We start from the raw sequence: 17,087 nt of genomic DNA, 5'->3' as shown, positions 1-17,087 counted from the left end.
ATATAAGATATCAATAATTAATATACCTTTTTAGGACGAAATTTTGGAGAAAAAATTTCGTTCTTTTTAATAAGAAAAAGTACATATATATTATTTTTAAGATTTAAAAAGAATTTATGAATATGGTGATAGGGATATGGAAGATAAAATTAGTTGTATAACTTGTAGTTGGAGAAAAAGGAACAGCAAGAATAAGAAGCTGAAATTTAATTGCATCAATATAAAAAATGAATTTAAACTTCAGATGGCATACTTTAGTCAGCTTTATGAAAATTCCTTTGAGGCAGTAGCCATTCTTAATAATCAAGATGAAATAATAAGTATAAATAAGAGTTTTACAAAGATTTTTAAGTATGAACTTAATGAGGTAGTTGGGAAATCCATAAATGAGGTAATAGCAGATAGAAAATTGACAAAAGACGCTTTTGATATATCTAAAATCGTTTTACAAGGTGGCTTTGTAAGTCGGGAAACTACTAGAAAAAGAAAAGATGGACAATTAGTAAATGTAAAGATGACAGCCTTTCCTATAATAGTAAGCAATACTCAAATAGGTATATATGCTGTATACGAAGATATAACTGAGCAGAAAGTTATTGAAAAGGCACTGAAAGAACAAAAAGAATGGCTTAAGGTAACTCTATCTAGTATTGGAGACGGAGTTATAGCTACAGATAGAGAAGGAAAAATAAATTTTATGAATAATGCTGCTGCAGAACTCACTGGACACTCAGTAACTGAAGCTGAAGGGAGTGCGTTAACTGATATATTTAATGTGTCATGGGGAAAAAGCTATGATGATGATAGTGAGAGAAAAGACCTTATACTTATGACAGTGATAAATGAAGGGAAAACTTTTAAAAGTGAAGAAAATGTTCAGTTGATTTCTAAAGATAAAAAAGCATATAACATAAGTATATCAGCAGCACCAATACAAATAGAAGGTGGAAAGAGTATAGGAATGGTAATTACATTTCAAAATATTACAGACAGAGTGTTAATGGAAGAAAAACTTATAAAGATGAGTTTATACGACAGCCTTACAGAGGTATATAACAGGACTTATTTCCACAGTATTAGCAATGAACATGATAGTAAAAAATCTCAAAATCTTGGGTTAATTCTTTGTGATTTAGATGGATTAAAAATAATTAATGATACCCTAGGTCATTTTGTAGGTGATGAATTACTAATAGCTACTACGGAAGTTCTAAAAAAAGCATGTGGCAGTAATTGCATAGTTGCCAGAATTGGTGGAGATGAATTTGTAGTTGTATTGAAAAATACTAGTAAAAAAGAAATAGAGGAGTTAAATAGTAAAATTGAAAATGAAATAAAAACATACAATAAAAACAATAATAGACTGCATCTGAGTATATCAAAGGGAATAGCTTTCAGTGGACAAACATTCAAGTCTATGAAGGATATTTTTAAACAAGCAGACAATGATATGTACATATGTAAGTTACACAATAGAGAGAGTAATAGAAATGCAATAATGAAAACTATGATAAAAGCTTTAAAGGAAACAGATTTTGTTACAGAGGGACATATAGAAAGAATGAAAAAGATATCCGTTGGATTTGCTGCTAATTTAGGGCTGCCAAAGAAAATCATAAACTCAATAGGGCTTTTAGCTGAATTTCGTGATATTGGTAAGGTAGGGGTGTCTAGTGAGTTGTTGCAGAAACCTGGTATGCTAAATGATGAGGAAAAAAAGGAGTTGAAACGGCATAGTGAGATAGGTTATAGAATAGCAAAACATGCTACTGCTTTGGAGCATATCGCAGAACTAATACTAAAGCATCATGAAGCTTGGGATGGGAATGGATATCCAATAGGATTGAAAGGAGTACGTATTCCTATAGAATGTAGGATAATATCTATTGTAGATGCCTATGATGCAATGACAAGTAATAGTCCTTATAAAAAACCCATGAGTAAGAGGGAAGCCATAGAAGAACTTAAAAAATGTGGTGGTGTTCAATTCGACCCTGAATTAGTAGATAAATTTATTAAATATCTAAAACCATAGAGTTTCTCTAAACTCTATGGTTTTACAATTATACAGAGGTTTCAGATGGGGATTCTGAGACCTTTTTTTCTTTGCTGCCAAAAAAGGTTGAGAATAAAATTAATAAACCACCAATTACCTGGAATACTGTCATAGTTTCTTTTAGGAATACAAAGCCAAAGATGACAGCGGATATAGGATCGATATAACTTACTACAGCTATGCTTTGAGCTTTTAAATCCTTCATAGCGGAAAAGTATAATAAATAAGGTATTCCTGTATGTACTATTCCAACTATAAGAATAAATATTAGGCTTTTTAATCCAGAGATATGCAAATTGTTTCTGTATATTATAATTGGAAGTAATACTATTGCGGCGGTAGAGATCTGAACTACAGTCATTTCATAACCGGACAAACCCTTTATGTACTTGTTTAATAAAACAACTGAAGCATAAAATACTGCAGCCATAAGCCCAAAAATAATTCCTTTAATATGATTGTAATTAGCGCTAGAAGTAACCCCTTGGTTGTTTAATATTAGGAATAAACCAAGCATAGCACCAGCTACAGCAAAAAATTTAGATTTAGTAAATTTTTCTTTTAGGATAAAGGGTGACAACAGTATTACAAACACTGGAGCAAAGTAATAACTTAAGGTAGCGTTTGAAATAGTAGTATATTTGTAGGATTGAAATAAAAGCATCCAGTTAAATGCCATGGTTATACCAGAGGCAATTAGGATGTAGATTTTTTTTCTATCATCATTTTTATTTATAGATTGAGATTCTAGACTATTTTCTATGGAACTAGATTTGCTTATACTTTTTCTCGTGAAACCATATACTATAAGAAATATACTAGCTATGGTTGCACGAAGAAATACAGTTTCAATTGATGGTAAATCAATATTTTTGACGAAGAGTCCAATACTTCCCCATATAGCCATTGAAAGGATAACCTTAAACATAGCACTCATTTAAAAACCCCCCTTATTAAATTAATGGTTCTAAGATTAGGTTAAAATTACTATTTTTAATTATAACATATAAAGCAAATTAAGCTATAAATAAAGTACTGAATTTGTCATTTGATTTAATATTCTAAATTAAACCAATTCCATAATTATTTTCATGTGTAATATCTCAAAAGCTGTGATATAATTGAGCTATAAATTAATGTTTTAATAATAGGAGGGGAAAAATTGCTAAGGTGCGAAATCTGTGGTAGACAAGCGGATAAACATCATATAGTATACAGAAGCCAAGGAGGCGTGGATTTTCCATTGAATTTTAGATATCTCTGTTCTGAACATCATAGAGGAAAAGAAGGCCCTCACAAGAATAGGAGATTAGACTTAGAATATAAGTTGCAGATGCAGAAAAGCTTAGAGCAGTTATTATACAAGGAATATTACAGTATAGATGAACTTGTGCTCTTGCTTCAAATAAATAAAGGAATGTTAAAGAAGCTTTTTAAGGATTATAAACTATATAAAGAAGGTTATAAAAAATCCGATATAGTATTTAGACTTATGGGAAAAAAAGTATACACAGAATATATGCTTGAAGAATATTATGATTTTATAGCAAACTTTTAATTAAGGTAAATTATCTGATAAGGATTTTATATAATAGTAAATAAGTATCTAGGGATTTAATAATGGAATATTTAAGTAGAATTTATTACTAAGGTAAGGTAATTATAGACACTTTACTTTAGTAAAAAAACATTTTTCAGAATATTTAGCATTATGAAAAAGACTGTGTGAGAAACTGGCTTTTCTATTTTTTTATATTGAAATTTTCTTGAATTATTATAACAAATGGTTAGAATCTGTGGGGATTATATGATTTAACAATATCACAACAGAAATATGGGGGGATGGAAATGCAAGAAAATATTTTAATGATTTTAACTTTAGATGAAATTAAGAAAATTACAGAAGGATTAAAGTATGGATTGCTTTTTATGGATGAGAATGAAGGCAAATTTAACGAGAAAGAAAAGGACAATTTAGAGGATATGCTTATAAAGCTATTAAAAGCTCAATATGATTGTTCAAAAAGCTAGTTACGAAGATTATCTTTAGAAAATTCTTTAAAACAATCTTATTTATAAATACATTATTTTTATCTACATGGATAACCTATAAATGAAAAAACAGATAAGGGGGCTTTTTAAATATGGATAGATTTGAATTAGATGATATAAAAGATATTCATGTAGGTGATGTTCCAATAGCTAAAAAAGGAGTAATTGACAGCCTTTTAGGCAAGGATATTCATAAGGATGAGGTGCCTATGGAAAAACTTTCATCCTATAGAAAAGGCCATGAAATCGGAACACATGTAGAAAACTTACTCAAAGGTGATCAAGTGGATCGTAAAAAAGATGAACCAGAAATTGATTAAAATTTATAGTTGAACTTTCAAAAACTACCTTATTCTGAAAAAGATAAGGTGGTTTTTGTTTATATTTGGTATTTTATTCTATGTGTACATGTGCTAGCTATTATGATAAAATTTATTACTGCATCAACTAAATCAAATTCAAAGAGGTGTAGAAATGAAAAGAAAAATTGGTTTATGGGATTTAGTCTTCATGAATGTATCGGCATTATTCGGAATTAGGTGGATTGCAAAATCTACTGCCTCCAGCTTCGGATTAGGGCTTGGGGCTATACCAATATGGATTGTTTTCGCCTTTATCTTTTTTGTACCTAGTGCCTTAATATGTGCAGAATTAGCGGCTACATACCCTAGGGATGGTGGTCTCTATGAATGGGTAAAAGAAGCTTATGGTGAAAAGTGGGGATTTATGGTATCTTGGCTAAATTGGACTGCCAAGATATTTTGGTATTCGTCTTTTCTAACTTTTTTAACTGTTAATATTTCCTATATATTAGGAAGACCAGAACTTGCTACCAGCAAACTATTTGTACTGATAGCATCACTAGTTCTTTTTTGGATATTATCTCTAATAAGCACTAGAGGAATGGCCTTAGGAAAAGTTTTTACAAGTGCTGGAGCTTTGGGTTCTACAGTGCCGGCGATACTTTTAATAAGTATGGCCTTTATTTCGGTGTTTATATTTGGGAATAGACCAGCATCAACCTATACAATGGCTACCTTAACTCCTAAGTTAAGCGCAGATTCCTTTGCTTCAATTTCCTCTATAATGTTTGCACTTGCTGGTGCTGAAATTTCTGCAAATTTCGTAACAGAAGTTGAAGATGTTAAAAAGACTTTTCCAAGAGCGACTATAATAGCTGCAGCATTAGTTGGAGGACTTTATGTTTTAGGATCAATAGCCATTACTATGGTACTTCCATCCGATAAGATTACTGCATCACAGGGAATATTAGAGGCTCTTTCAGCAGTTGCAGGAGATTTAGGAATAGGTCCATGGTTTATACGTATTGTAGCCTTTGGAATAGCACTCTCAGTAATAGGTACTATAATAATTTATATAGCGTCCCCTATAAAAATGTTATTTGGAAGTGTGCAGAAAGGTATATTTTCAGAAAGATTGACAAAGGTTAATGACAGGAATATACCTGTTAACGCTGTTATACTTCAGGCGGTAATAGTAAGTATTATATTACTTGGTACTAATTTGCTGCCATCTGTTGATGCTATATATAACGTACTTCTTACAATGACTGCTTTAACAGCATTGTTTCCATATGTTCTTTTATTTGCTGCCTACATAAAATTGAGAAAGACTAGGTTAGGTGAGATTAGACCTTATGAAATGTCAAAATACAACAAGAATGCTATTGGGTTAGCATATTTAGTGCTAATAGTTACTGTGTTAGGAATAGTGTTATCAGCAGCGCCTGTTATGAATACTTTTAAGGAAAATCTACTATATGAGATAGAAATGGTAGGTGGAGCTGTTGTAGTTGTAGGACTAGGGCTGAGAATCTGGAGCAGCTTCGTTAAGAAAACAGGGTTTAAAGATAGAGTGGAAAGTAAAAGAATTTCACAATAAAAAGTATAAAAAAGTATGATTAAGTAGAAATTATAAGTTAGTTTTTACTTAATCATATTTTTAAGAAAATGAATAATTTATGTCATAAAGATATTATTTATATGCTGAAAATTAAAATTAATTTTGCTAATTTTAAGATTTGAACTTGCGAAATTTAGAAACTTTTTATATTATATAAATAAGGAATCACTTAAAAATATTTAATTAAGCAACAAAAATATTTTTCCAAGACTTAATCTAGTAATTCTTACTTAATAAGAGTTAACAAAGACTTAAGCATAATAAAGGAGGAGCTAAACTATGAATATGGAAAGACTTAATAAAGTGTTAAAAGAAATGGAAGCTGCAAATACACCTCAAATGTTGGTTTCTGATCCAGCAGCTATATTCTATCTAACTGGAAAATGGATTCATCCTGGTGAAAGAATGCTTGCACTATACATAAATTTAAATGGTAATAATAAATTATTTATAAATGAATTATTCCCTGTTACTGAAGACTTAGGAGTTGAAAAGGTTTGGTTTAATGACACTCAGGATGCAGTTGAAATCGTTTCCCGATATGTAGAAAAGGATAAACCAATGGGAGTTGATAAAAACTGGCCAGCTCGTTTCTTACTAAGACTTATGGAGCTAAAAGGAGGAAGCACTTTTATTAATGGTTCAGCAATATTAGACAGAGTTAGAATGTGTAAAGATGCTGCAGAGAGAGATTTGATGAGAGAGGCTTCAAGAATAAATGATTTAGCTGTAGACAGAATGATAAAGCTAATACCAGAAAAACATTCTGAAAAGAAGATGGGACAGTTATTATTAAGCATATATGAAGAGTTAGGTGCAGAAGGTTATTCCTTTGACCCAATTATAGCTTATGGAGCAAATGCTGCAGACCCACATCATGGATGCGATAACTCCGTAGTAAAAGAAGGAGATAGTGTAATAGTAGATATAGGTTGCGTAAAGGATTCTTATTGTTCAGATATGACAAGAACTGTATTCTATAAATACGCTTCAGATAAAGGTAAAGAAATATACAATATAGTACTAGAAGCTAATAGAAGAGCTATTGATATAGTTAAACCAGGAGTAAGATTCTGTGATATAGATGCTGCAGCAAGAGATCATATATCAGCTCATGGATATGGAAAGTTCTTTACTCATAGAACAGGACACTCAATAGGTATTGAAACTCATGACTTTGGTGATGTTTCTTCAGTAAATACTGATAGAGTACAGCCAGGTATGATATTCTCTGTAGAACCAGGTATATACTTACCAGGTGAAGTTGGAGTTAGAATAGAGGATTTAGTTTTAGTAACTGAGGACGGATGCGAAATACTTAATAAGTATGACAAAGAATTAATTATAGTAGAATAGTAAGACAAAAACCTGCTGTTATAAAATTTAAATATCAGCAGGTTTTTTGACTGATTAAATATTTAGCATTATAATTATATTTAAAGAGTAGAATATAAAGTATAAAAACTTATTGTAAAAACAAAGAATACCTATAAGGTTTTTAAAGAAAAGTATGTTAGGAGAAAGGGATAATATGAATATAGCTTTTTTTCTTACACCAAAAAATGATGTAATATATGCGAGTTTAAATTCAACAATGAGACAAGCATTGGAGAGGATGGAGTATCATAGATATACTGCTATACCTCTTATCGATGAAAAAGGAAAATATGTTGGAACTTTGACAGAGGGAGATTTGCTTTGGAAATTAAAGAATACCTCTGGGCTAACTTTTGACGATACAAGTAAGGTTTTTATAAAAGATATAGAGAGAAGGGTGAATAACAAGCCAGTCTATATTAATTCTGATATTGAAGACTTAATAACCTTATCTATTAACCAAAATTTCGTTCCAGTAGTAGACGATAACGAAATATTTATTGGGATAATCAAAAGAAGTGATATAATCAACTATTGGTATAAGAATTTATTTGCTAAAAAAGATTAAAAATCAGCTTAGGCTATATTACGTTAGTCTAATGATTATATCTAACATAATTTGTTCCACTTACTTTAAGGAATATTCATGGATTTTAATTTAAGTTTGTTCCAGAAAAGGTGTAAAATCTTTTCTGGAACAAACTTAGTGAAATTAAATATGTCTACATATGAGAGCCGTTATCGTTATTAGCTAAAACTCTTTGTTTTTGAGCAATACCTGCAGGGTTTCCACGCTGCATATATCCATTATCTGCTTCTCTACTGGCGTTATCTTCAGCATCCATAGACTTCATTTTTGCATCTGTTGTTGGATCAGACTTTTTGTTTGCCATAAATTTATCCCACCTTTATTTTTCTTCTTGTATTATCTTCCAGAATACTTTCCAGACATTCCGGGGATTTCCTTATTTATTCTTCTCTCTGCATCTTTAACTGCAGGATTGTGAACTCTATCTTTTTTTGTAAGAACCTCAATTTTTTTCTTAACCATTTACAACTCCCCTTTCAAAATTATTTTTTCCTACTGGAACAGTTTTATTCTTTATAATCAGTGGCTAATATTCCATTATTGTTTAAAGTAAATTATAAAAGAATAGGACAAAATAATGTTATCTAAATGTCTAAAATTCAACTCGCACTTGTAACTAAAAAAAGATTGAGAGGTGATTTTTTGCATTCAGATATATTAAAATTAAATGATGTTAGTATATTTACTGCAGATATAAAAGAAAACAATAGTCTTGCAATAGGAGTTCCACATCATACTCCATCTGGAACTTACAAAATGCCTTGTGAAAGTCATAAATATGGAGATGAAAATACAGGATATATTGGTAATTACATTGCGGAAATGCTAAACTGTTCTTTCTTATGCGCTTGTAATTATTTTATAGATCCAAATAAAAATCATGATTATAACTATAGCGATTATTATTTGGCACTTCAGAGGTGCAGACCTAGATATTTAGTCGAAATACATGGACATGGACCCTTTAATGCTGGTGAGTATGATATAGAAATATCCTGTGGAAGTAAGGAAGAAGAAATTTATGCACATAATCTTAGAAAGGAAATTCAAAGATTAATAAATAACGAATGCTTAAAAAATGATAGTGACGGGGATTTAGCAGAATTAAAAAAGCTAAGAATAAATTCAGATTTTGATAATATATATTTCAAAGCAACTAAATCTTCCACCATAACTGATAAGAGATGGGTGAGCTATCATATTGAATTACCTCTTATGCTAAGGATATCTGATAAAAAAGAGGAGCTGCCAAAGATAGGGGAAAAGTTCACAAATATTCTCTGTAAGGCTATATCAAATACTTGTAAGTGAATTTGTAATATAATAATTTTTTGGACTATTGAGAAAACTGTCGTTGACAATGCTCTATTAAACTGGTAGTATATAAATACAGTTTAATATTAATTAATCCTTTGATGAGGAAGAGTAGCTGTATTACTTAGTTACAGAGAGTTGAGGATGGTGTGATCTCAATACGATAGTTACCAGTGAATGGGCCTTTGAGGAGTAAATCGAAATTTAGAGTTTTTAAAGAGTAGTCAATTACCGTAAGCCACACGTTATAGTGGATGAGGCATGTTAGTGCCTGAAATTAAGAGGTGTTTATTTTAAACACAATTTAGGTGGTACCGCGGATATCTCCGTCCTATTTATTAGGACGGAGTTTTTTATTTTAAATAAATATTTCAGGAGGAGTTGCTATGTTGTGAAAGAGTTTATATATTCGTTTATTATCATTTGATTATTATTTGAAAAGGAGATGTATTTCATGAATGTAAAAAACCTTATCTTAAATTCACTGTTTTTAGCTATAGGTGCTGTATTGCATCAAATTTCCCCTCCAATAGTATTAGGTATGAAGCCGGATTTTTCCTTGGTAATGTTATTTATAATAATGATTCTAAATAAGGATTATAAAACTTGTATAAGTGCAGGAATTGTAGCAGGAATACTATCAGCAGCAACAACTACTTTTCCTGGGGGACAAATAGCAAATTTTATAGACAAGATTGTAACAGCAAATGTAATATTTTTATTCTTAAAACCTATGAGAAATAATATAAACTGTCAATTAAAAATTATTTTAGTTACAATAGTAGGAACTATAGTAAGCGGCACAGTGTTTTTAACAGCAGCTTCTCTTATGGTAGGCCTACCGACTAAATTCGCTATACTATTTCTATCTGTGGTTTTACCGGCATCTTTGATAAACACTGTAGCCTCACTTATATTATCTAATGTAGTAAATACAGCATTAAGAAGGGCTGTATAGTAGGTTTAACTTACAGATAACAATAATCGCAAATTTAGAAAAAACTTAATTTGAGTGAGTTAACCAATGGATTTTAATATTTTGGTTAACTCACTTTCGGATAAGTTTCCTGTGATTGTATATTCTATATTGTTATTTATCCATTTGATTTCCGTTATTATTATGTTTGGGTTAGCTGAATCCTTAGTCTTAGAAACATATGCCTTTGAACCATTAAAGTCGATACTTTCACCAACATAATTTATATAAGTAGTGCTTTTATTTTGTACTATTCTAAAGTAAGTATTTTCAAAACTATAGTTCAATTTCACATACACTTCCTTAGAGTTATCTTTTGGTATTGATACATCTGTAAGCTGGAAGCCATTTGGTAAATAAGAAGGCATGAGAATTTTATCTCCCCAAAAGTTTTCGGCATCAGCAATACTTATAGGACTAGGAGAGTCTAATGCAACTTTCATAGAAGGCACATCCATGTTTAAAAGGCTACTTTGAGGAATATCATTTGTTTTATCTATATTAGAGTCCAATGATGATTTTTCTGGTATACTATTTGTTGTATTATGTTGTGGCAAGGTTCTAGAAGCCTCTGTTTCTGGTACTCTGGTTAAGCTTTCATTTTTGCTTGAGTCAGTTAGGTTATTATCATTATTAGAGGAAATAAGTTTTTCTTCCCTTTGGTTATTTTTAACAATGGTATCATAGTCATTCTGTTGACTTTTGTTTTTTGATTGAATTTCATCCTTTGCAAGATCACTTTTTAAAGTATCTTGATCATTTGTCTTACTTTCCTTTGGAAAAGTATCATTATCAATATTATTAAGACTAATTGATTTATTAGGTAATTCTTTACTAACATTATTATTTAGTTTAGGGTTATGTAATATAAATTTATAGTTGAAAATTGAAAATGCTATAATAGCTGCTGATGCAGCAGTTATAAAAATTGGTTTAGTACTATGTTCTTTTTTTTCTTTGCACTTTTTTAAAGTTAATGATTTTAGTTCATCAGTAACTTTAATATCCTTAAGAACAGAATCTGTAATTTCTCTCAAATTATTAATATCTTTATTCATAGCTTATCTTCCCATCTAAATTATATTTTAAAATTTCTCTAGCCCTAAATAACTGACTCCTTACTGTTCCCTCAGGTATACATAGTATTTTACTTATTTCAGCAGTTGAAACTTCTTCATAATAAAAAAGAATAACTACTTCCTTATATTTTTTAGGAAGTTTCATAACTTCCTTTAGTAATTCATTATATTCGAATTGTTTAATAACTTCTTCATCGGGATTGTCCAAAATATTGGTATCACAATTGAAAAGTTTTTGATCCTGGTTGAATACTATTCTTTTTAACCAAGAACTTCTTAATATATCTTTACAAGTATTCATAGTAATAGATAAAATCCAAGTTTTCACACTGCTATTTCCTTGAAATTTATTAAGGTTCTTATAGACCTTCACAAACACTTCTTGGAATGCATCTTCTGCAAGATACTTGTCCTTCAAGTATATATAGGCAATTCTGAGTACATCATTCCCATATTCGTCAATTAGTTTCTCAATCTCTTTATCCATATACGCAATAATATCTTATGTTAAGATATTTCCCCCTTTCAGCATATTAGACGCATTATAAGCGTCTTATGCTTCAAAAAATAAATGAAAAGTTTTAAAGTTTTTGTTAAGGAATAAATTTTTACCAACCTAATAATTAAGAACATATAAACTATTACTTTAATCATATCTAAAGTAATTAATTTTACAATATTTATTTTGAAGTTTAATGAAGATAGAGAACTATATACCTTCAAATTTTCAACGAATTTTTCTTGAAAAATCCCCTTTCACAACTATCTTTGGTATTAGGTGTACTTAGTGGTAGAATGTTCCATTAGGTTTGTGATAGAATAAAATTGTAATTAAAGTAAATCTTAATATATATCAATATAAAAGGAGCTGGTTATATGTCATTTGATAATAACGAAGTAAGTTCAATGAATGAGGCTATGAATGAGATCGAATCCTCAATGAAAACTGTTAAAAGAGGAGAAATAGTAAAGGGGAAAGTAATCTCTGTTACAGATAATGGGGCAATTATTAATTTAGGATATATGTCAGATGGAGTTTTGCCAAAAAGTGAAGTTACTGAAGATACAGAGGTAAACCTTAATGAATTATTAAAAGAAAATGATGAGATTTATGTTTACATATTAGATATGAACGATGGAGAGGGCAATGTTGTTGTGTCTAAAAAGATAGCAGATAGAGAAAAGGTTTGGGAGCAGTTACAGGAGTTATTTACTGCAAACAATACTTTTGATGTAGTAGTTAAGGAAGTAGTAAAAGGAGGAGTAGTAGCCAACGTAAAGGGGGTTAGAGCTTTTATTCCAGCATCTCAACTATCAGCATCCTTTGTAAAGGATTTAAATGAATTTGTAGGCAAAACTCTGGAAGTAAAGGTGATTGAACTTGATAGAGATAAACAAAGATTAGTGCTATCTAGAAAAGAGGTAGAGCTAAAGGAGCGTGAAAGTAAGAAAGAAAAGCTATGGGAGGAAATTAAACCAGGGGAAAAAAGAATAGGTAAGGTAAGCAGACTTGCCAAGTTTGGTGCCTTTGTTGACTTGGGAGGAATAGATGGTCTAATTCATATATCAGAGCTTTCATGGAAGAGAGTTAAAGACCCTTCAGAAGTGGTCTCTGTTGGTCAACAAGTAGAAGTGTATGTGTTGGAAGCAGATAAAGAAAAAAATAGAATATCCTTAGCTTTAAAAGATCTAAGTGAAGATCCTTGGAACAATATCATAAAAAACTTTAAGATTGGAGATGTAATTGAGGGAACAGTCACTAAATTTTTAAACTTTGGTGCTTTTGTTGAGATAGGGCTAGGAGTTGAAGGATTAGTTCATCTTTCAGAGATATCCGAAGAAAGAATTACTAAGGCAAGTGATGTGTTAACTTTAGGACAAAAGGTAAAAGTTAAGATACTAAATATAGATGAGAAAGAAAAGAAAATAAGCTTAAGTATGAAGGAAGCTGTGGAAAAGCCAAAGGAAGACATTAAAAAATATGTTGATACAGCTTCAGGGGTGACTCTTGGAGATTTATTCAAAGACAAACTAAAGGATTTTAAGTTTGATTAAAGAAAAAGTAATTTTATTGTAATATAGTAGTTTTTAGTTGATAGAACAAGTTATCAAAATAGTGATAGCTTGTTTTATTTTGTTTACATGAGCTGGTAGGTTATGGTATGTTAATATGTGGAGAGATATTTCCACAATAATTAGGAACTTTTAAAATTTGACAAAAAAATTATAAATTTTTAACACATGAGCCATTTAATATGGTAAAATGTAAACAAGAGTGTATATTTATTTAATTTATGCATGTTATTTTTAAAATTTAATGGTAAATTTATTTTAATTAAAAGGCACAGAAAATTCCATGCAATTAATATAATTAGTTCAGTATAGAAAATGAAAGTTGGTGGGAGCTTGGAATATAAATTTTCGGAACTAGTGAACATGGGCGAGTTACAGGAGTTGGTTAATAGTTTTTATTCAGTAACAGGGATAAGTTGTCTAATAAAGGACAACGATGATAAATTAGTAGCCAAAAATAGTGATAATTGTAGTGATATAAACAAATATGATTTCTTATATAGATTTAAATGTGATGGGGCGGAAAGAAATATTTTAAAACAAATAAAAGAGGGTAAGGAATACGCTATATGTAGATGTACGAGCGGTTTGATATATATAGGTGCTCCGATAATAATTAATGGGAAAAACATAGCTACATTATTTGCAGGTCAAGTATTTTTTAAAGAACCTAAAATTGAATATTTTAAAAATCAGGCTAAGTATTTTGGACTTATTGAAGATGAATATATAAAAACTATACAGCAAATTCCTGTGGTTTCAGAAGATGATATTAAAAAAATGATAGATTTTCTTTGTAAGGGTGCAAGGATGTTCGGAGAATTAGGATATAAGAATCTAAAAGAATTAGAAGCTAATAAATTAATAAACGAAAATTATTTAGAACTTTCAGCTGTATATGAACAGCTTAGTGCTGCAGAACAAGAGCTTAGAGAACAGTACAAAGAGATGGAACGAATGGCATACTATGATTTTGTTACGGATTTACCTAACTGGAACTTTTTTAGAAAAGAGCTGAACGATAGGATAGATAACCATGAGTACTTTGCTGTTTACCACATTGATTTAGATAATTTTAAAAATGTTAACGATACCTTTGGACATGAGTATGGAGATAAGCTGTTAAAGAAAATAGGACAGGCTATTCAAAATGAGCTTGGCGAAGGGTTTATAGTATCAAGAACTGGTGGAGATGAGTTCTTGATACTGCAGACAGGGGTAGAAGATAAAGAAGTAGTTGCAGCAACTGCAGAGAGATTATTAGCATCCTCAAATGGTTTGTGGGAAATTGATGAAAAAGAGTTTTTTATATCAGTTAGTATAGGTATAAGCATTTATCCAGGTGATGGTGAAGATATTACTAGAATATTAAGAAATGCAAATATAGCAGTAAACAAAGCTAAGGCCGATGGAAAGAGTTCCTATAAGTTCTTTAAAAGATCAATGTATGATGAGGTTCTTAGAAAAACCGAATTAGAAGCTGAGCTTAGAAAGGCTATCAAGAATAGAGAGTTTACGCTATATTATCAGCCGCAAGTAGATGTAGAGACTAGAAAAATAGTAAGTTTCGAAGCACTTATTAGGTGGAATAATAAAAAATTCGGGTGGGTTTCACCTAGAGAATTTATTAGCCTAGCTGAGGAAACAGGCCTAATAGTACCAATCGGTGAGTGGGTTTTAAGAACTGCTTGTAAGCAAAACAGGGAGTGGAGAAATAAAGGTTATTGTTATAATTTTATTTCTGTTAACGTCTCTGCCATTCAGCTTCAAAAAAGTGATTTTGTAGCGGCAGTTAAGAAGGTTTTGAAGGAAACAAATACAGATCCGCAAGCTTTGGAAATTGAAATAACAGAGAGTGTTATGATGGAGTCCTTAGAATTAAATTTAAGTGCCTTAAACGAGTTAAGAGGTATAGGGGTAAGAGTAGCTCTAGATGACTTTGGAACGGGATATTCTTCCTTAAATTATTTAAAAAGCTTACCTATAAACACGCTAAAAATAGATAAAACATTTATTGATGGACTTTGTAAAAATTCCTATGAAGAAATAATCACTGAGCAAATAATAAATCTTGCACATAAAATGGATTTAGAGGTCGTTGCAGAAGGGGTAGAGCTAGAGGAACAACTAAAATCTCTAGAAGTTAAAAGTTGCAATAAAATTCAAGGATATTATTTTGGAAGACCTCTTCCGCCAGAAGAAATGGCTACAGTTTTCGAAAACTCATCCTTTCAAAAGGGGATAAAGTAAAAATATTAGAAATAAAGCAGAAAAGCTAAGAACTTTTTATAAAACTGATAGCAAGTTCTTAACTTTTCTGCTTTTATTAAATATTTAGTAATGAAGATAAACTAAGAATCAGATAGAATATCGGATAAAAATTTACTGGTATTTCAGTACCTTCATCACATCTTCTCTTTTCATTAATAATTTAAATAAAGGGTATCCTATACAGGTGACTACAACAAATTCTCCTAGAGCCACATATAAAGCAGATTCCAAAAATGGAAGATTTAATGCAAAATATAATTCAGCCCCTACAATTAATCCGTTTGCTATAGTAGGCCAAAGTGTTGCAATGAATAAGCTTTTTGTTTTCTTTATCATGTAAACTGCCAATAGAGTAGCAGTAGTTCCAACTAATACATCAACTATCCCTAAAGGGCTGTAAAGATTTGATATAGCACATCCAAGTACAAGACCAGGTATATATATAGGATCAATGAATGCTAAAAGAGTCATCACCTCGGAAAATCTAAATTGCACAGCACCGTAACTTAAGGGAGCTATGGATACTGTTGCTACTGCATATATGGCAGCAGTTATTGCAATTTTAACTAATTTTTTTATGTTTTTACTACTATTATTCATTTTATTCTCCTCCAACTCCAAAGTCAGTATTATTCCAAAGAACTTCTATATTATCATTATGCTCTAAGAAACTGTAATTCTCTCTAAACCATTGAATTAGCTCAGAATCTCTCTTCAGGGGTGTAGTATTTTCAACATACATGTTTATACACCCGTATTGGAAATACTCTAATAAGTATTCAATGTCTTTTTTAATCATATCTTTAGTTTGCCCTTTAATTCCTACCATGAGACATATAGAGTTGAAATATTTAGATACTTCCTCTGGACCTGAGAATATGGCTCCTTTATTTAGAACATTGTTTCTGAAATTGTCATCGAAGGTTTCTATACCGCATTTAAAAATAATGGGAACTTCAAAGAACTGCCTCATTTCATTAAGTCTGTTTCTATAAATCCAGTGACTTTCTAAAAATAGCTTTTCTATACCTTTAGAGAATATTGCTTCTTTAACGTCAGTTAAAGTATCCTTAGGTAATTCAAAACAGCTTCCTGAATTTATTACTTCTAAGGATCTGTACTTGCCTGTAATATTTTCAAGAACGTCTTTGTTTAGCCTTACATTGGCTGCGGTATCTTCGCTATTGTCGTGTATATAGTCACAAAAAGAACAGCGACTCCAAATACATGGTGACGCCTTAAGTAAAACAATTTCACGTTGATTTTTATCTTCTACTAAGCTGTATCGTATCATTTTTTATTTACCTCCTTGTTTTTTTTATTGTAGAAGTGGTTAGGCAAGGAACACTTCTCACGGCTTACAAACATTGATTATAC

General features: G+C 30.8%; 18 protein-coding genes and 1 other annotated feature. Of the genes, 11 read left to right on the top strand and 7 right to left on the bottom strand.

From position 1 onward, the window contains the following. Positions 1–136: 136 nt before the first annotated feature. On the top strand, positions 137–2,035 hold the full coding sequence (locus N4T77_RS16090; protein ID WP_261672861.1) for a diguanylate cyclase domain-containing protein: 1,899 nt from the start codon (positions 137–139) through the stop codon (positions 2,033–2,035). 28 nt (positions 2,036–2,063) lie between these two features. Here the strand turns inward: N4T77_RS16090 and N4T77_RS16085 are convergent, their stop codons facing one another. Then, positions 2,064–2,993 carry a DMT family transporter gene (locus N4T77_RS16085; protein ID WP_261672860.1) on the bottom strand — a complete coding sequence of 310 codons (930 nt, stop codon included), beginning with the start codon at positions 2,991–2,993 and terminating at the stop codon, positions 2,064–2,066. Positions 2,994–3,218: 225 nt separating this feature from the next. Between N4T77_RS16085 and N4T77_RS16080 the strand changes: the two genes are divergently transcribed. The 6 genes from N4T77_RS16080 (at position 3,219) to N4T77_RS16055 (ending at position 7,976) form a co-directional block, all read left to right on the top strand. Beyond that, positions 3,219–3,614 (top strand): HNH endonuclease, encoded by a 396-nt coding sequence (locus N4T77_RS16080; protein WP_261672859.1) that lies wholly within the window; start codon positions 3,219–3,221, stop codon positions 3,612–3,614. Between the two features lie 290 nt (positions 3,615–3,904). Beyond that, entirely contained in the window at positions 3,905–4,087 is a 183-nt protein-coding gene (locus tag N4T77_RS16075) for a hypothetical protein (RefSeq protein ID WP_261672858.1), read from the top strand. A gap of 113 nt (positions 4,088–4,200) precedes the next feature. Then, positions 4,201–4,428, top strand: a complete 228-nt coding sequence (locus tag N4T77_RS16070; RefSeq protein WP_261672857.1) for a hypothetical protein — start codon at positions 4,201–4,203, stop codon at positions 4,426–4,428. Between the two features lie 154 nt (positions 4,429–4,582). Next, positions 4,583–6,010: an APC family permease gene (locus N4T77_RS16065; RefSeq protein ID WP_261672856.1), complete on the top strand. Its 1,428-nt coding sequence runs from the start codon at positions 4,583–4,585 to the stop codon at positions 6,008–6,010. A 300-nt stretch (positions 6,011–6,310) separates the two neighbouring features. Then, complete coding sequence (locus N4T77_RS16060; RefSeq protein WP_261672855.1) at positions 6,311–7,387, top strand: Xaa-Pro peptidase family protein; 1,077 nt, start codon at positions 6,311–6,313, stop codon at positions 7,385–7,387. A gap of 175 nt (positions 7,388–7,562) precedes the next feature. Next, on the top strand, positions 7,563–7,976 hold the full coding sequence (locus tag N4T77_RS16055) for a CBS domain-containing protein (RefSeq protein ID WP_261672854.1): 414 nt from the start codon (positions 7,563–7,565) through the stop codon (positions 7,974–7,976). A gap of 154 nt (positions 7,977–8,130) precedes the next feature. Here the strand turns inward: N4T77_RS16055 and N4T77_RS16050 are convergent, their stop codons facing one another. Next, positions 8,131–8,301, bottom strand: coding sequence for a hypothetical protein (locus N4T77_RS16050; protein WP_261672853.1), 171 nt, complete (start codon positions 8,299–8,301; stop codon positions 8,131–8,133). A 32-nt stretch (positions 8,302–8,333) separates the two neighbouring features. Beyond that, positions 8,334–8,459, bottom strand: a complete 126-nt coding sequence (locus tag N4T77_RS16045; protein ID WP_261672852.1) for a hypothetical protein — start codon at positions 8,457–8,459, stop codon at positions 8,334–8,336. A gap of 180 nt (positions 8,460–8,639) precedes the next feature. On the opposite strand from N4T77_RS16045, the gene N4T77_RS16040 reads away from it, so the two are divergent. Then, positions 8,640–9,308 (top strand): hypothetical protein, encoded by a 669-nt coding sequence (locus N4T77_RS16040; RefSeq protein ID WP_261672851.1) that lies wholly within the window; start codon positions 8,640–8,642, stop codon positions 9,306–9,308. A 92-nt stretch (positions 9,309–9,400) separates the two neighbouring features. Then, positions 9,401–9,648: a binding site (T-box leader), on the top strand. Positions 9,649–9,765: 117 nt separating this feature from the next. Beyond that, positions 9,766–10,269 carry a tryptophan transporter gene (locus tag N4T77_RS16035; protein ID WP_261672850.1) on the top strand — a complete coding sequence of 168 codons (504 nt, stop codon included), beginning with the start codon at positions 9,766–9,768 and terminating at the stop codon, positions 10,267–10,269. A gap of 59 nt (positions 10,270–10,328) precedes the next feature. Here N4T77_RS16035 and N4T77_RS16030 read toward each other — a convergent pair whose 3' ends face one another. Both N4T77_RS16030 and N4T77_RS16025 read right to left on the bottom strand, forming a co-directional pair. Continuing rightward, the gene (locus N4T77_RS16030; RefSeq protein ID WP_261672849.1) at positions 10,329–11,345 is read right to left on the bottom strand and encodes a DUF4367 domain-containing protein; all 1,017 of its coding nucleotides are present in this window, start codon (positions 11,343–11,345) and stop codon (positions 10,329–10,331) included. Further along, positions 11,338–11,853, bottom strand: coding sequence for a sigma-70 family RNA polymerase sigma factor (locus N4T77_RS16025; RefSeq protein WP_261672848.1), 516 nt, complete (start codon positions 11,851–11,853; stop codon positions 11,338–11,340). Before N4T77_RS16025 ends, N4T77_RS16030 begins: the two co-directional genes overlap by 8 nt. Before the next feature lie 389 nt (positions 11,854–12,242). Between N4T77_RS16025 and rpsA the strand changes: the two genes are divergently transcribed. Both rpsA and N4T77_RS16015 read left to right on the top strand, forming a co-directional pair. Continuing rightward, complete coding sequence (gene rpsA / locus N4T77_RS16020; RefSeq protein ID WP_261672847.1) at positions 12,243–13,421, top strand: 30S ribosomal protein S1; 1,179 nt, start codon at positions 12,243–12,245, stop codon at positions 13,419–13,421. 351 nt (positions 13,422–13,772) lie between these two features. Further along, on the top strand, positions 13,773–15,689 hold the full coding sequence (locus tag N4T77_RS16015) for an EAL domain-containing protein (protein ID WP_261672846.1): 1,917 nt from the start codon (positions 13,773–13,775) through the stop codon (positions 15,687–15,689). 132 nt (positions 15,690–15,821) lie between these two features. On the opposite strand, the gene N4T77_RS16010 is transcribed toward N4T77_RS16015, so the two are convergent. Together N4T77_RS16010 and N4T77_RS16005 are read right to left on the bottom strand one after the other, a co-directional pair. Beyond that, on the bottom strand, positions 15,822–16,310 hold the full coding sequence (locus tag N4T77_RS16010) for a QueT transporter family protein (RefSeq protein ID WP_261672845.1): 489 nt from the start codon (positions 16,308–16,310) through the stop codon (positions 15,822–15,824). A 1-nt stretch (position 16,311) separates the two neighbouring features. Further along, entirely contained in the window at positions 16,312–17,004 is a 693-nt protein-coding gene (locus N4T77_RS16005) for a radical SAM protein (protein WP_261672843.1), read from the bottom strand. Between the last annotated feature and the right edge of the window lie 83 nt (positions 17,005–17,087).

Origin of the sequence: Clostridium sp. CX1 (assembly GCF_025398335.1) — a bacterium.
Classification (GTDB): domain Bacteria; phylum Bacillota; class Clostridia; order Clostridiales; family Clostridiaceae; genus Clostridium_AM; species Clostridium_AM tanneri.
The sequence above is the reverse complement of the archived record's forward strand: the minus strand, read 5'-3'. Positions and strand labels throughout refer to the sequence as shown.

What these genes read in the sequence shown, in the direction of transcription:
- N4T77_RS16090 (WP_261672861.1), top strand. Translation starts at nt 137, where the DNA reads ATGGAAGATAAAATTAGTTGTATAACTTGTAGTTGGAGAAAAAGGAAC.
- N4T77_RS16085 (WP_261672860.1), bottom strand. Translation starts at nt 2,993, where the DNA reads ATGAGTGCTATGTTTAAGGTTATCCTTTCAATGGCTATATGGGGAAGT.
- N4T77_RS16075 (WP_261672858.1), top strand. Translation starts at nt 3,905, where the DNA reads ATGCAAGAAAATATTTTAATGATTTTAACTTTAGATGAAATTAAGAAA.
- N4T77_RS16070 (WP_261672857.1), top strand. Translation starts at nt 4,201, where the DNA reads ATGGATAGATTTGAATTAGATGATATAAAAGATATTCATGTAGGTGAT.
- N4T77_RS16065 (WP_261672856.1), top strand. Translation starts at nt 4,583, where the DNA reads ATGAAAAGAAAAATTGGTTTATGGGATTTAGTCTTCATGAATGTATCG.
- N4T77_RS16060 (WP_261672855.1), top strand. Translation starts at nt 6,311, where the DNA reads ATGAATATGGAAAGACTTAATAAAGTGTTAAAAGAAATGGAAGCTGCA.
- N4T77_RS16055 (WP_261672854.1), top strand. Translation starts at nt 7,563, where the DNA reads ATGAATATAGCTTTTTTTCTTACACCAAAAAATGATGTAATATATGCG.
- N4T77_RS16050 (WP_261672853.1), bottom strand. Translation starts at nt 8,301, where the DNA reads ATGGCAAACAAAAAGTCTGATCCAACAACAGATGCAAAAATGAAGTCT.
- N4T77_RS16045 (WP_261672852.1), bottom strand. Translation starts at nt 8,459, where the DNA reads ATGGTTAAGAAAAAAATTGAGGTTCTTACAAAAAAAGATAGAGTTCAC.
- N4T77_RS16035 (WP_261672850.1), top strand. Translation starts at nt 9,766, where the DNA reads ATGAATGTAAAAAACCTTATCTTAAATTCACTGTTTTTAGCTATAGGT.
- N4T77_RS16030 (WP_261672849.1), bottom strand. Translation starts at nt 11,345, where the DNA reads ATGAATAAAGATATTAATAATTTGAGAGAAATTACAGATTCTGTTCTT.
- N4T77_RS16025 (WP_261672848.1), bottom strand. Translation starts at nt 11,853, where the DNA reads ATGGATAAAGAGATTGAGAAACTAATTGACGAATATGGGAATGATGTA.
- rpsA (WP_261672847.1), top strand. Translation starts at nt 12,243, where the DNA reads ATGTCATTTGATAATAACGAAGTAAGTTCAATGAATGAGGCTATGAAT.
- N4T77_RS16010 (WP_261672845.1), bottom strand. Translation starts at nt 16,310, where the DNA reads ATGAATAATAGTAGTAAAAACATAAAAAAATTAGTTAAAATTGCAATA.
- N4T77_RS16005 (WP_261672843.1), bottom strand. Translation starts at nt 17,004, where the DNA reads ATGATACGATACAGCTTAGTAGAAGATAAAAATCAACGTGAAATTGTT.